This window comes from Actinokineospora iranica, from assembly GCF_900101685.1.
Classification (GTDB): domain Bacteria; phylum Actinomycetota; class Actinomycetes; order Mycobacteriales; family Pseudonocardiaceae; genus Actinokineospora; species Actinokineospora iranica.
In genome coordinates this window covers 218,924-231,857 of record NZ_FMZZ01000003.1, presented here as the reverse complement: position 1 = coordinate 231,857, position 12,934 = coordinate 218,924, and the positions used below count along the sequence as shown (strand labels likewise).

General features: G+C 71.4%; 12 protein-coding genes. 5 read left to right on the top strand and 7 right to left on the bottom strand.

The features are described 5' to 3' along the window. Positions 1 to 66 precede the first annotated feature (66 nt). Complete coding sequence (locus BLS56_RS08930; RefSeq protein ID WP_091449495.1) at positions 67 to 612, top strand: DUF3515 domain-containing protein; 546 nt, start codon at positions 67 to 69, stop codon at positions 610 to 612. Here BLS56_RS08930 and BLS56_RS08925 read toward each other — a convergent pair. Further along, complete coding sequence (locus BLS56_RS08925) at positions 609 to 1,700, bottom strand: D-alanine--D-alanine ligase family protein (RefSeq protein ID WP_091449494.1); 1,092 nt, start codon at positions 1,698 to 1,700, stop codon at positions 609 to 611. The genes BLS56_RS08930 and BLS56_RS08925 overlap by 4 nt on opposite strands. An 11-nt stretch (positions 1,701 to 1,711) precedes the next feature. Then, positions 1,712 to 3,166: a MocR-like pyridoxine biosynthesis transcription factor PdxR gene (gene pdxR / locus BLS56_RS08920; RefSeq protein ID WP_091449493.1), complete on the bottom strand. Its 1,455-nt coding sequence runs from the start codon at positions 3,164 to 3,166 to the stop codon at positions 1,712 to 1,714. Between the two features lie 28 nt (positions 3,167 to 3,194). Here pdxR and BLS56_RS08915 point away from each other — a divergent pair, with 28 nt between their 5' ends. After that, a complete protein-coding gene (locus BLS56_RS08915; protein ID WP_228771490.1) occupies positions 3,195 to 3,869 on the top strand; it encodes a pyridoxamine 5'-phosphate oxidase family protein in 675 nt (224 codons plus the stop codon). Here BLS56_RS08915 and BLS56_RS08910 read toward each other — a convergent pair. The 4 genes from BLS56_RS08910 to BLS56_RS08895 form a co-directional block, all read right to left on the bottom strand. Beyond that, a complete protein-coding gene (locus BLS56_RS08910; protein ID WP_091449491.1) occupies positions 3,844 to 4,317 on the bottom strand; it encodes a cysteine dioxygenase in 474 nt (157 codons plus the stop codon). The genes BLS56_RS08915 and BLS56_RS08910 overlap by 26 nt on opposite strands. 324 nt (positions 4,318 to 4,641) lie before the next feature. Then, positions 4,642 to 5,769 (bottom strand): cystathionine gamma-lyase, encoded by a 1,128-nt coding sequence (locus tag BLS56_RS08905; protein WP_091449490.1) that lies wholly within the window; start codon positions 5,767 to 5,769, stop codon positions 4,642 to 4,644. Continuing rightward, positions 5,766 to 6,791, bottom strand: coding sequence for an NAD(P)H-dependent glycerol-3-phosphate dehydrogenase (locus BLS56_RS08900; protein WP_091449489.1), 1,026 nt, complete (start codon positions 6,789 to 6,791; stop codon positions 5,766 to 5,768). The genes BLS56_RS08905 and BLS56_RS08900 overlap by 4 nt, the downstream gene beginning before the upstream one ends. Position 6,792: 1 nt before the next feature. Beyond that, positions 6,793 to 7,533, bottom strand: a complete 741-nt coding sequence (locus tag BLS56_RS08895; RefSeq protein WP_091449677.1) for a lysophospholipid acyltransferase family protein — start codon at positions 7,531 to 7,533, stop codon at positions 6,793 to 6,795. Between the two features lie 106 nt (positions 7,534 to 7,639). Here BLS56_RS08895 and cofC point away from each other — a divergent pair, with 106 nt between their 5' ends. The 3 genes from cofC to BLS56_RS32885 all read left to right on the top strand — a co-directional run bounded on the left by cofC (position 7,640) and on the right by BLS56_RS32885 (position 11,412). Next, positions 7,640 to 8,278, top strand: a complete 639-nt coding sequence (gene cofC / locus BLS56_RS08890; RefSeq protein WP_091449676.1) for a 2-phospho-L-lactate guanylyltransferase — start codon at positions 7,640 to 7,642, stop codon at positions 8,276 to 8,278. Positions 8,279 to 8,350: 72 nt separating this feature from the next. After that, the gene (locus BLS56_RS08885; RefSeq protein ID WP_228771489.1) at positions 8,351 to 10,543 is read left to right on the top strand and encodes an RNA degradosome polyphosphate kinase; all 2,193 of its coding nucleotides are present in this window, start codon (positions 8,351 to 8,353) and stop codon (positions 10,541 to 10,543) included. 2 nt (positions 10,544 to 10,545) lie between these two features. Beyond that, positions 10,546 to 11,412 carry an NUDIX hydrolase gene (locus BLS56_RS32885; RefSeq protein ID WP_324187504.1) on the top strand — a complete coding sequence of 289 codons (867 nt, stop codon included), beginning with the start codon at positions 10,546 to 10,548 and terminating at the stop codon, positions 11,410 to 11,412. Between the two features lie 739 nt (positions 11,413 to 12,151). Here the strand turns inward: BLS56_RS32885 and BLS56_RS08875 are convergent. Further along, positions 12,152 to 12,871: an HU family DNA-binding protein gene (locus tag BLS56_RS08875; RefSeq protein ID WP_091449487.1), complete on the bottom strand. Its 720-nt coding sequence runs from the start codon at positions 12,869 to 12,871 to the stop codon at positions 12,152 to 12,154. Positions 12,872 to 12,934: the final 63 nt, after the last annotated feature.

Sequence of the window (12,934 nt, the reverse complement as noted above, 5' to 3'; positions counted from 1 at the left end):
GCTTGCGAGCGAATCACCGACACAGCGCGCCCGCGAGGAAGGCCACCGATCCTGTGAGGTGGCCGCGTGAGCGACCAGCCCCAGACCGGCCCGTCGCGCGCCGCGGTGATCACCGCCGCCGCCCTCGTCGGCGCGCTGGCCGTGGGCATCGTCGTGGCGAGCAGGCTGCTTCCCGAGTCCCCGGACAACCCCGAGTCCGGGCCGGTCGGCCTGGTGCCGGTCGAGGCGCCCGCCGCCGGTTCGCCCGAGTGCGGCGCGCTGGTGGCCGCGCTGCCCGCGACCCTGCCCAGCGGCGGCTCGACCCTGGACCGCCTCCCGATCGTCGAACCGGCCCCGGTCGGCGCCCTGGCCTGGGGCGACGCCGCCGGGAGCCGGGTGGTGCTGCGCTGCGGCCTGGGCAAGCCCCCGGAGCTGACGCCGACCGCGGCGCTGCGGCAGGTGTCCGGCGTGCAGTGGCTGCCCATCGAGGGCGACGGGTCGGCGACGTGGTTCGCGGTCGACCGGGGCGTCTACGTCGCGCTGACCCTGCCGTCGACGGTGGGCACCGGTCCACTCCAGACGGTGTCCGAAGTGGTCGGCCAGACCCTGGCCGCGCAGCCAGTGCGGCCCTAGCGCAGGCCGGTTCCTCGGGCCAACGCGGTGTCGATCAGGACTCCCAACAGGTTCGGGTAGTCCACACCGGACACCTCCCACATCTTCGGGTAGGCCGAGGTCGGGGTGAAGCCGGGCATCGTGTTGACCTCGTTGACGGTCAGCGCGCCGTCCTCGCCGACGAAGAAGTCGACCCGGGCCAGGCCCTGGCAGTCCAGGGCGCGGAAAGCGTCGGCGGCCATGGCGCGCAGGCGTTCGGCCACGTCGTCGGGGAGCTTGGCCGGGATGTCGAGCTGGCACACGTCGTCGAGGTACTTGGCGTCGAAGTCGTACCAGTCGACGCCGTCGACCAGCCGCACCTCGGCGGGCTGGGAGGCGCGCACGCTCCCGTCCGGGAACTCCAGGACGCCGCACTCGACCTCGCGGCCGACGACGGCCGCCTCGACCAGCACCTTCGGGTCGATCTCGCGGGCGTGCGCGATGGCAGCGTCCAGGTCGCCCCAGGACGTCACGCGGGTGATGCCGGTGGACGAGCCCGCGCGCGAGGGCTTGACGAACACCGGCAGGCCAAGGTGGTCGCGCTCGGCCTCGGTCAGCGTGGCCTGGTCGCGGCGCGGCTCGACATACCGGCCGACGGGCAGGCCCTCGGCGGCGAGCAGCTTCTTGGTGTAGCCCTTGTCCATCGCCACCGCGCTCGCCAGCACTCCGGGCCCGACGTAGGGCACGCCCACCATCTCCAGCAGTCCCTGGATGGTGCCGTCCTCGCCGTAAGCGCCGTGCAGCACCGGGAAAACGAGGTCCACACCGGAAAGGACCTCGCCCGCGCGGCCCTGCTCCAGCACGACGAGGCTCGCCGCGGTCGGGTCGGCGGGCAGGGTCAGCGCGGTGCCCGAGGTGACGCTGGGCAGGGTGCGGCCCTGGATGCCCAGCTCGCGGGGGTCGGACGGGCCGAGGACCCAGGCGCCCTCGCGGGTGACGCCGACCGGCACGACCTCGAACCGCTCAGGATCCAGGTTGGCGAGCACGCTCGCCGCCGACACGCAGGACACCGAGTGCTCGGTGCTGCGCCCGCCGAACACGACAGCGACACGGATCTTTGAGCTGGTCATGGGGCCCGACCCTACCCGGATGAGCGCACCCGCCCGGTGAAGACCTCGAGCAGCTCCGGAATGGCCTCGTGGAGCTGCTTCCTTGAGCACGCCGCGTATCCGAGGGCGATGCCGAACCAGGTCGGTTTGCCGCAGTGGTGGCGGGCGAGGCCGTCGAGGACGAGGCCGCGCGCGCGGGCCCGCCCGATCAGGTCGCGCTCGGTCTCCGCGGAGTCCAGCGGCACCACCAGATGCGCGCCCGCGTCGTCGCCGATGACCGCGACACCGCCGTCCGTCAGCGCCCGCACCAGCAGGGCGCGCCGCTCGGACAGCTCGCGGCGCAGCTTGCGCAGGTGCCTGCCCAGGTCGCCGTTTCGGGCCAACTCCACGACCACGAGCTGCCCGGCCGCGGACGGGCTGGCCCCAGTGGACTCGCGGTGTTCCAGGACGGCGGACACCACCGCTGGCGGGGCCACCAGCCAGCCCGCGCCGAGCGTCGGGGTCAGGATCTTGCTCGTGGTTCCCAGGTGCACCACCACATCCGGGGCGAGCGCGGCGAGCAGCGGCAGCGGCGCCACGTCGTAGCGCAACTCGCCGTCGTAGTCGTCCTCGATGACCAGCCAGCCCTCGCGGCGGGCCCGCTCGACCAGCTCGACCCGCCTGCCCGCCGACATCCGCCTGCCCAGCGGGTACTGGTGCGCGGGCGAGCAGTAGACGGCCTTCGCGCCCGCGGGCACGGCGTCGAGCAGCAGGCCGTTGGCGTCGACCGGGATCGGCACCACCCGCAGCCCGGCGGCGCGCATCGTCTCCACCGCCCGCTGGTAGCCCGGGTCCTCCACGGCCACCGTGTCGCCTTGCCGCAGGACCGTCGCCGCCAGCTCGGCCACGGCCGCCGTCGTGCCGCCGGTCGCCAGCACCGACTCGCCCTCGCCGGACTCGTCGAACTCGGCCCGCACCCGCAGCCCCCGGTGCCGCAGCAGGTGCTCCGCGACGACCGCGCGGTAGGCGGGCAGGCCCGCGCGCTGGTGGCGCAGCATCGGGGCGGCCTCGGCCGCGCCCCGCCACGCCCGCCGCCACGCGGACCGGTCGATGCCCCCCGCCCACGGCGAGCCCGGCCGCAGGTCCACCGCGGCTTCGTCCTCGGCGGCGGGCTTGGCGCGGCGCGGCCTGGCCGTGGGCGAGCCGGGCGGCGCGGTCGTGACATAGGTGCCCGAGCCGTGCTTGCCCGCGATCCAGCCCTCGGCGTGCAGTTGCTCGTAGGCGGCGGCGGTGACGGTCCGGCTCACCTTGAGCTGGGCCGCGAGCGCGCGGGTGGACGGCAGCCGGTCACCGCTGCGCAACCGGCCGTCGGCGGCGGCCGTCCGCAGCTCCTCGGCGAGCTGCACGGCCAGCGGGGTCGCCGACCGACGGTCCAGGGTGACCGGCAGCGCGGGACTCTCCGACACGAGTGGCCTCCCAAAATCGTGTTGCTGTGGACCTGTCAGCATGCCACTCAGGTGGGCGAAGGTGATAGCCGTGACCGAGACGCGCTCCGCTGAATCCCTGTCCCCCACCGACCGCAGCACGATCCGGCGCGGCGCCAAGCGCGCGGTGACCGACCGCGCGGCGCTGTGGGCGATTCTGGACGCTGGCCTGGTGTGCCATCTGTCCACAGTGGTCGACGGGGCTCCGCTGGTGCTGCCCACCGGGTACGGGCGCGACGGCGACACTCTCTACCTGCACGGCTCCACCGGGGCGCTGAGTCTGCGCACGGCGGCTGAAGGGGTCGAGGTGTGCGTGGCGGTGACGTTGCTCGACGGGGTGGTTTATGCGCGGTCGGTGTTTCACCACTCGATGAACTACCGCTCAGCGGTGATCCATGGGTCGGCGAGGCCGGTGGTCGAGCCTTCGGCGAAGCTGCGGGCGTTGCGGGTGCTCACCGAGCACATGGCGCCGGGGTCATGGGAGCACGCTCGGGAGCCGAACGCGAAGGAACTGGCGGCTACGGCGGTGTTGGCTGTGGACCTTGCCGAAGCCGCGGTGAAGGTTCGCACCGGTGGGCCGGTGGATGACGCGGAGGATGTGGCTGCCAACACGGCTTGGGCGGGGGTTCTGCCGGTGCGGACCGTGTGGGGTGCGCCATCACCGGATGACGCCCTGGCGGGGGCGCCGGTTCCGGAGCACGTCACGCGGCGGGCTCGGGGCCGGTGAGGGGGTCGAAGCGGTAGTGGCCCATCGGAGGGCGGGCGGCACGGTAGACGTGGATGCTGACCGCCGGGTCCGGGGAGTCGTTGCGAACCTGGTGGATGTAGCCGGGGGCGAAGACACGGGTCTGACCTTGGATCAGGTGGTGCAGGGCCTCGGCAGGCTTGCCGTGGGTTGCCACGCGTTCGGTGAGGGAACCGGAGACGACGGTGAAAGCGCCGGTGGCCAGGCTGTGGTCGTGCAGGTCGGTGCCCTGGCCGGGGAGCCAGCTCATCAGCCAGACCTCCTGGTTTTCGGTCTTGGCGATTCGGGCGGCGAAACGTTCCGTGGGGTCGTAGCGGAGTAGGTGGCGCCAGGTCGCGCGGTCGGTGGCGTATTCGCGGGCGATCAGCGCGGGGTGGGCGGTGGTGGGGATAGTGGTGAGGGCGACGGTGTTGGGGGGCACTGCGAACATGGGGGTGGGCTCTCTTCGGGATTCGCGGGCACGGGGCGGCGGATCTACCGACAGAGACAGAGCGCGCTGGCGACACGGCTGAGGTCGATGTGACCTCGCCGGTCGGTCATGGCGCGCAGGAGCATGGTGCTAGTCGAGCATTTCGCTGCTCCGGGGTCAAGCTGTTCATATGGTGGGACGGGGTCTGGTTGCGTTGTCGCTCGTCCTTCACCCCCAAAGAAGCCACTCCACCCCATCGAGCACCTGGCAGGGCTGGTTCGGCCTGGCAGATGCTCGGGTTTGGCGCACTGCGCATATCGAGCGCTGGGCTAGCCTTGGTGCGGTTCAGTGGGTGTGCGGCTTGTCTGGTGAGAGTGCGGCCAAGGCTTTCAGGACGTCTGCGGTGAGGTCTTGGGGGTCTTCGCAGCCGCAGGAGAAGCGGAGTAGGCCTGCTGGGACCGGGTCGCCCCAGCGGGCTCGGCGGTCTGCTGAGGAGTGGAGGCCGCCGAAGCTTGTGGCTGATGCGACTAGGCGGGCGGCGTCGAGGAATGAGTCCACTGCCGCTGCTGACTCCAGTTCGAAGGCGAGTACGCCGCCGAAGCGGCGCATCTGCTTTGTGGCTGTTGGGTAGGCCGGGTCGGTTGGGGAGCCGGGCCAGCGCAGGTTTCGTACTCTGGGGTGGTCGCTGAGGGCCTTGTGGAGGGCGTTGGCGTTTTCTGCCTGGCGGGCCAGTCGTAGGTCCAGGGTTCCCAGGCCTCGGTGGGCCAGCCAGGTCTCGAATGGGCCTGGGACGGCTCCGCTTGCTGTGCGTTCGGCTCTTAGTTGGGCGGCCAGGGTGGGGTTTGTGGTGGTGATGTGGCCTAGTACTACGTCGCTGTGGCCGGAAAGGGCCTTGGTGTCGCTGGCGAGGGTCACGTCCGCGCCCAGGGCCAAGGGGCGTTGGCCTAGTGGGGTCGCGGTGGTGTTGTCGACGGCGACCAGTGCGCCCGCCTCGTGCGCCAGGGTGGTGATCGCGGCTATGTCGCAGACGTCCAAGCCCGGGTTGGAGGGGGTTTCCAGCAGGACCAACCGGGCGTTGGCGACGGTCTCGGGTGTCCACTTCGCGACTGTTGGGACTTCGTGGACGTCTAGGTTCAGGGCGGTTAGGTGCTCTCGGACGTAAGAGCGGGCCAGGTAGTAGCCGTCCGAGGGCAGCACGACCTTGTCGCCTGGGCCCAAGACCGTGCGCAGGAGCGCGGAGATCGCGGCCATGCCTGAGGAATAGACAACGCACTCGCCGCCGTCCAGGTCGCCCAGGGCGGATTCGAGGGCGCGCCAAGTGGGGTTCGTGGCGCGGCCGTAGAAGTCGCCGGAGTCGGACAGGTGGAATTGGGCTGCCAGGACCGGTTGGGGTGGGACGGGAGTGCCGGGGGTGGACGGTGGGGCACCCGCGTGGACGCAGCGGGTGCCGTCGCCAAAGTCTGGGGTCGTCATCGTTCCGGCTTTGTCTTGCGGCCGATTAGTTCGCCCGCCATCTCGCGGGGGTGGAAGCCGTCGTGGCAGACCCGGTGGACCACCTCGGTGATGGGCATTTCCACGCCGTGGCGCTGGGCCAGTTCGCGGATGGCCGAACAGGACTTCACGCCCTCGGCCACCTGGCCGTGGACGGCGGCCTGGGCCTGGGCCATGGACTCGCCGCTTCCCAGTCTCGCGCCGAAGGTCCGGTTGCGGGAGAGGGGGGACGAGCAGGTGGCCACCAGGTCGCCCAGTCCCGCCAAGCCCGCGAAGGTCATGGGGTCCGCGCCCAGGGCCGCGCCAAGGCGGCTGGTCTCGGCCAGGCCCCGGGTGATCAGGGTGCCCAGGGTGTTCGCGCCGAAGCCCAGGCCGTCCGCCATGCCGCAGGAGAGGGCGATGACGTTCTTGCAGGCGCCGCCGATCTCGCAGCCGATGACGTCGGTGATGGTGTACGGGCGGAAGTAGCCGGTGGTGCAGGCCCGCTGGACGGCGACCGCGCGGTCGTGGTCGCGGCAGGCGATGACGGTGGCGGTCGGCTGCTCTTCGGCGATCTCCCGGGCCAGGTTGGGGCCGGACACGACCGCGATCCGGTCGTCGGGGACGCCGGTCACCTCGACGATGACCTCGCTCATCCGGCGCAGCGTGCCCCGCTCGATGCCCTTGGCCAGGCTGACCAGGGTCGCGTCCGGCGCCAGCAGGCTGCGCCACGCGGTCAGGTTGTGGCGCAGGCTCTGGCTGGGGACGGCCAGCACGACGGTGTCCGCGCCGTCGAGGGCGACGCGGGGGTCGGAAGTGGCGGCCAGGTTGTCCGGGAGGCGGATTCCCGGCAGGTAGTCGCCGTTCTCCCGGTCCCGCGTGACGGCATCGGCGACGTCGCGGCGCCGCGCCCAGAGGGTGACCGGCTGCCCGGCGTCGGCGAGCACCTTGGCGAACGCGGTGCCCCAGGAACCCGCGCCGAGCACGGTGATCTTGCCAGCGGTGGTCTTGCCAGCGGCGGCCATGTCAGCTCGCGACCTCGTCGGAGCCCCGCTTGGCGCTCTGCCTGGCCAGGGGCACGTAGAACCCGGCTGGCTCGGGCTCCTGCCTGATCTCGGCCAGCATCCGCCGGATCTCAGCCATCAGCAGGTCGGTGACCTCGCGCAGCAGTTTGTTCGTCACCGGCTGTCCCCGGTACGCCGACAGGTCGACCGGGTCGCCGAGGACCGTGACGACCTCCTTGCGCGGCAGCGGGTGGAACTTCTTGGTGTAGCCGTCCCAGATGTGGTTCGTGCCCCAGCGCGCGGCGGGGATGACCGGCACGTCGTTCTCCAGCGCGAGCCGGGCGACGCCGGTGCGGGCGCGCATCGGCCAGCCGTCCGGGTCCTTGGTGATGGTGCCCTCCGGGTAGATCACCACGGCCTTCCCCGTCCGCAGCGCCTCGTGCGCCGCGCTGAGGCTGTGCCTGGCCTCGGAAGAGCCCCGGTAGACGGGGATGCCGCCGGAGCCAGCGAGGATCTTGCCGAACACCGGGACGCGGAACAGGCTGTCCTTGGCCATGAAGCGCGGGACCCGCTTGTTGCGGTGCACGAACACCGCGTCGTTGGGCGGGTCGAGATGGGAGACGTGGTTCATCACCAGCAGCACCGGACCCGTCGCGGGCAGTTTCTCCGCGCCGCGATAGGTGCGTTTGCCCAGCCAGGTCATCGGGTAGAAGGCGACCGCCGCGGCGCCGACCCAGAACCCGCCCTTCTCGCGCTTGCCCAACTGCTCCTCCTCTTCGCGCAACCGTGGGCAGTGAGTCTTCCTGGCCACCCGGTCGCGGGTCCATACGGGGTGGGTGTCAGCGCTGGCCGGCAGTATCGGAGCGGTGGTGGACCTCGTGGTGCCGGTCAAGCACCTGGACCGGGCGAAGTCGCGGTTGCGTGGCGCGGTGGGCGGCGGCCCGGCCTGCCACCGCGACCTGGTGCTGGCGGTGGTGCTCGACACCGTCGCCGCCGCGCTCGCCGCGCCGGGGGTGCGGCGGCTGCTGGTGGTGTGCGAGGACGAACGGGTGGCAGGCGCGCTGGCGCCGACGGCAGCGGAATGCGTCGACGAGCGCGGCCTCGCCGGGCTCAACGCCGCGCTGCGCTTCGGCGCGGCGACGCTGCGTGCCCGCGACCCCCGGTCGGTGGTCGGCGCGCTGCAGGCCGACCTGCCCGCCCTGACCCCCGCCGCGCTCGCCGCGGCGGTGGCCGAGGCCGACGGGCGGCGCGCGTTCGTCGCGGACCGGCCCGGCACCGGCACGACACTGCTGCTGTCCGCGCCCGGCGGGCCGCTCGCCCCCCGATTCGGACTTGGCTCGGCGAACGCCCACGCCCACTCCGCCATCCGCGTCGGCGACGACCTCCCCCGCCTGCGCTGCGACGTCGACACGCCCGAGGACCTGGCGCACGCGCGCTCACTCGGCGTCGGAGCCAACACGACCCGCGCCACCCGCGCGGCCTGCGGAACGCCTTGGAACAGGCTGTAGATCACAAGAAAGTTCACGGTCGCGTAGGCCCGGGAACGCGCGGTTGTCGCATCTCTGCTGGACAATGAGGGTGTGAGCACGGAGAGCACGCACGACCAAGCCCCCGCCCCCGACGCGCCGCCGCCAGCGACCTCGGCGCCGGAAACCACGCCGGAGCCGCGCAGCGTCCCGTTCGCGCCACCGGCGGTGACCCCGGCCGCTGCCGTGACGGACCTGCCCGACGACCGCTACCTCAACCGGGAACTGTCCTGGTTGGACTTCAACGCCCGGGTGCTCGCGCTCGCGGAGGACTCGTCGCAGCCGCTGCTGGAGCGGGCGAAGTTCCTCGCCATCTTCGCCTCGAACCTGGACGAGTTCTACATGGTGCGCGTCGCGGGCCTCAAACGCCGGAACGAGACCGGGCTGTCGGTGCGCAGCGCGGACGGACTTACCCCGCGCGAGCAGTTGGGCCACATCGCCAAGCGCAACCAGGAACTCGTCGCCCAGCACTCGCGCGCCTTCTCCGACCGGGTCCGCCCGGAACTCGCCGACCGCGGCATCAAGATCGCCACCTGGGACGAGGTCACCGACGACGACCGCAGGCGGCTGTCGATCTACTTCCGCGACCAGGTCTTCCCGGTCCTCACCCCGCTCGCGGTCGACCCGGCGCACCCGTTCCCCTACATCTCCGGGCTTTCCCTCAACCTCGCGGTGACGGTGCGCGACCCGGAGGGCGGCACCGAGCGGTTCGCCCGGGTCAAGGTCCCCGACAACGTGCCGCGCCTGGTCCCCATCGACCGCAGCGCCGACGAGCAGGTGGCCGTCTTCCTGCCGATGGAAGAGCTGATCGCGGCCCACTTGAACGCGTTGTTCGCCGGGATGCAGGTCATCGAGGTGCACGCGTTCCGGGTCACCCGCAACGCCGACCTCGAAGTCGAAGAGGACCGCGACGAGGACCTGTTGCAGGCACTGGAACGCGAACTGGCGCAGCGCCGGTTCGGCCCGTCGGTGCGGCTGGAAGTGTCCGACGACATGAGCGAGCACATGCTCGAACTGCTGCTGCGCGAACTGGAGGTGCACCCCAACGACGTCGTCGTCGTGCAGGGCCTGCTCGACCTGTCGTGCCTGTGGCAGATCTACGGCGTGGACCGCAAGGAGCTCAAGGACCCGCCGTTCGTCCCCGCGACCCACCCGGCGTTCGCCGAGCGCGAGACGCCCAAGAGCGTGTTCGCGACGCTGCGCGAGGGCGACGTGCTGGTGCACCACCCGTACGACTCGTTCTCCACCAGCGTGCAGCGGTTCGTGCAGCAGGCCGCGAGCGACCCGCAGGTGCTGGCCATCAAGCAGACGCTGTACCGCACCTCCGGCGACTCGCCCATCGTGGACGCGCTCATCGACGCGGCCGAGGCGGGCAAGCAGGTCGTCGTCCTGGTGGAACTCAAGGCGCGCTTCGACGAGCAGGCCAACATCAAGTGGGCGCGGGCGCTGGAGAAGGCGGGCGTGCACGTGGTGTACGGCTTGGTGGGCCTCAAAACGCACTGCAAGACCTCGCTCGTGGTCCGCCAGGAGGGCTCCACGATCCGCCGCTACTGCCACATCGGCACCGGCAACTACAACCCGAAGACCGCGCGGCTCTACGAGGACGTCGGCCTGCTCACCGCCGAGCCCGCGATCGGCGCGGACCTCACCGACCTGTTCAACGTGCTGACCGGCTACGCCCGGCAGGACAAGTACCGCAGCCTGCTCGTGGCCCCCTACGGCGTGCGGCGCGGCATCGTCGAGCGCATCGAAGGCGAAGTCGAGCACCTGCGCGCCGGGCGGCCCGCGCGAATCCGCATCAAGGTGAACTCCCTCGTGGACGAACAGGTCATCGACGCGCTCTACCGCGCGTCGCAGGCCGGTGTGCCGGTCGAGGTGGTGGTGCGCGGGATCTGCGCGCTCAAGCCGGGAATCCCGGGGCTCAGCGAGAACATCCAGGTCCGCTCCATCCTGGGGCGGTTCCTTGAGCACTCGCGCATCTTCCACTTCGCGGGCGCCGGGGAGCACTGGATCGGCAGCGCGGACATGATGCACCGCAACCTCGACCGGCGCGTCGAAGTCCAGGTCCGGGTCACCGATCCGCGGCTCACCGCGCAACTGGACGAGCTCTTCGACTCCGCGCTCGACCCGTGCACCCGGTGCTGGATCCTGTCCCCCAAGGGCGAGTGGGAACCGTCGCCCGCGGACGGCTCACAGGTCCGCGACCACCAGGCGGGGATGCTCGCCCGACACCGCGCCCTCGGTTAGCCGTGCCGGGACACATCGCCGCCGCGGGCGCGGTCCTGTGGCGGCGCGGGAAGAACACGGTCGAGACAGCCATCGTCCACCGCCCCCGCTACGGCGACTGGAGCCTGCCCAAGGGAAAACTCGACCCCGGCGAGTCGGTGCACGCCGCGGCGGTGCGGGAAGTGGCCGAGGAGACCGGTTTCGCGGCGGTGCTGGGCCGCTCCCTCGGGCAGGTGCACTACGTGGTCGGTGAGAGCGCCAAGACGGTCTCCTACTTCGCCGCCCGCGCGGCTGGGGGTTCCTTTGAGCCCAACGACGAGGTCGACGTCCTGCGCTGGATACCCGTGTCCGACGCGGTTCACCTGGTGACCTATCCGCACGATCGGGTGGTGTTGGCGCGCTTCGCGGCTTTGCCCGCTGAGACGACGACGTTGCTGGTGGTTCGACATGCGCACGCGGGCAAGAAAGACCGCTGGCATGGGCCGGACGCGGAGCGTCCGCTGTCGCCCACCGGGCTGCGGGAACGGGAGGCGCTGACGCGGCTGCTGCCGCTGTTCGGGCCGTCGCGGGTGTTGGCGGCTCCGAAGGTGCGGTGCGTGGACACTGTGCGGCCGCTGGCAGGTCTCTTGGGGGTTTCGGTGGAGCAGGAGCCCGCGCTGGCGGAGCAGGCGGCTGAAGGGGCTGCTGTGGACGTGTTTCGGCGGGTTGTGGCCACGGGGGAGGTCGCGGTCGTGTGCAGTCAGGGGGGTGTGATCCCGGGGGCGCTGGCGGAAGTGTCGGCGGGGTCTGGTGTGGAATTGGGGGAGCCTCAGAGTCGGAAGGGCAGTGTCTGGGTGCTGTCGTTCGCTGGTGAGGAGCTTGTGGCGGCGGACTACGTCGACTCGCCTTGATTCGTGTTGGCTGGCTTCTGCGGGGGCTGGGTTGTGGGGTTGGCTCGATGGGGTGGAGTGGTTTCTTCGGGGCCCCTACGAAGGAAGATCCCGTCGCGGGGAAAGACGGGTGGGGAGCCTTCGGCCCCACGACCACGGCAAGTTTAGGGATCTTCCTTCACCCCCGAAGAAACCACTCCACCCCATCGAGCACATGGCAGGCCGGGTGCGGCTCTGTGGGGGGCGGGTTCGCTCCTTCACCCCGGCCAAGTACCCGGCAGGGCCGGGCTTGGTTGGCAGGAGGGTAGGGGGTGACGAGCAGGCTCCGAGAGCTTGGTCGGCTACCGCTTGTCCTTAAAGCCGTCCACCGCTTTGGCCGACTACCAACTCAAGGGGCGACCCGGGCCGACCCGACAGTTCGTCCGCCTGCCGACCGGTAATCCCACGCCAATCGGGTCCGTCGGCTGCTTTCTCGCCTGCCACACCCGTCCCACTGCTTTACCGGCTGTCCGCCGAACTGGCAGTCCCCCGCCGACGGCCAGGCTGCGCTGAAGCGCGCCCATTGCCTGGCTGGTAAACCCTGTTGTTCCCCAAGCAGGCAACCGCTCGCCCACGAAGCCGCCTGCCTGCCAAACCTGCTCGCCTGTCCCGTGAACCACGGCCCAGCGAGCCTCATCGGTCCTTGGCCCGGATACGCGAGAGCCCCGCACGGGGGAAGCGTGCGGGGCTCTCGCGAAAAGCTTTTACTGCCTGACGGCCACTACTTCTTGCGGGTGGTGGCCTTCTTGGGCGCCGGGGTGGCGCTGGCGGTCGCCTTGGGGGTGGTGCTCTTGGCGGCCGTCGTCTTCTTGGTGGCGGTGGTCTTCGCCGCCGTGGGGGTGGCCTTCTTGGCCGGGGTGGCCTTGGGGGCCGCCGTCTTCGTGGTGGTGGCCTTGGAGGCCGCCGCGGTCTTGGTGGCCGCGGGCTTCGCCGCCGCCGCGCGGGTGCGGGTGGTGGTGGCGGGCTTCGCCGCCGCCGCGGGCTTTGCCGCTGCCGCACGGGTGCGCGTGGTGGTGCTGCGCGTGGTCGCGGCCGCGGGCTTGGGCGCCGCGGTGCGAGTGGACGCCGCCGTGCCGCGGGTGGTGGTGCCCGCGGCGCGAGTGGACGCCGCCGTGCCGCGGGCGGTGGTGCCCGCCCCGCGGGTGGCCGCGACCTTGGGCAGCTTCTTCGCCCCGCTCACGACCTCCTTGAACATGGTCCCGGCGCGGAACGCGGGCACGTTCGTCTTCTTGACCTTCACCGTCTCGCCGGTACGCGGGTTGCGCGCGGTACGGGCAGCACGGGCGCGCTTCTCGAACACGCCGAAGCCGGTGATGTTGACCTTCTCGCCCTTGTTGACCGTGCGAACGATCACGTCGACGAGACCGTCGACCGCAGCGCCTGCGGCCTTCTTGTCGCCAAGGCGCTCGGACAACGCCTCGATGAGTTGGGCCTTGTTCACCCTTCAGTCCTCCGTAAGAGAGCCACACTGCCGTTAACGGCCGAACTCGGCCGACTTCTCGCC

Excerpts from the sequence above, each read along its gene's own strand:
- pdxR (WP_091449493.1), bottom strand. The coding sequence starts at position 3,166 with ATGCTGACAGGTCCACAGCAACACGATTTTGGGAGGCCACTCGTGTCG.
- BLS56_RS08910 (WP_091449491.1), bottom strand. The coding sequence starts at position 4,317 with ATGTTCGCAGTGCCCCCCAACACCGTCGCCCTCACCACTATCCCCACC.
- BLS56_RS08905 (WP_091449490.1), bottom strand. The coding sequence starts at position 5,769 with ATGACGACCCCAGACTTTGGCGACGGCACCCGCTGCGTCCACGCGGGT.
- BLS56_RS08900 (WP_091449489.1), bottom strand. The coding sequence starts at position 6,791 with ATGGCCGCCGCTGGCAAGACCACCGCTGGCAAGATCACCGTGCTCGGC.
- BLS56_RS08925 (WP_091449494.1), bottom strand. The coding sequence starts at position 1,700 with ATGACCAGCTCAAAGATCCGTGTCGCTGTCGTGTTCGGCGGGCGCAGC.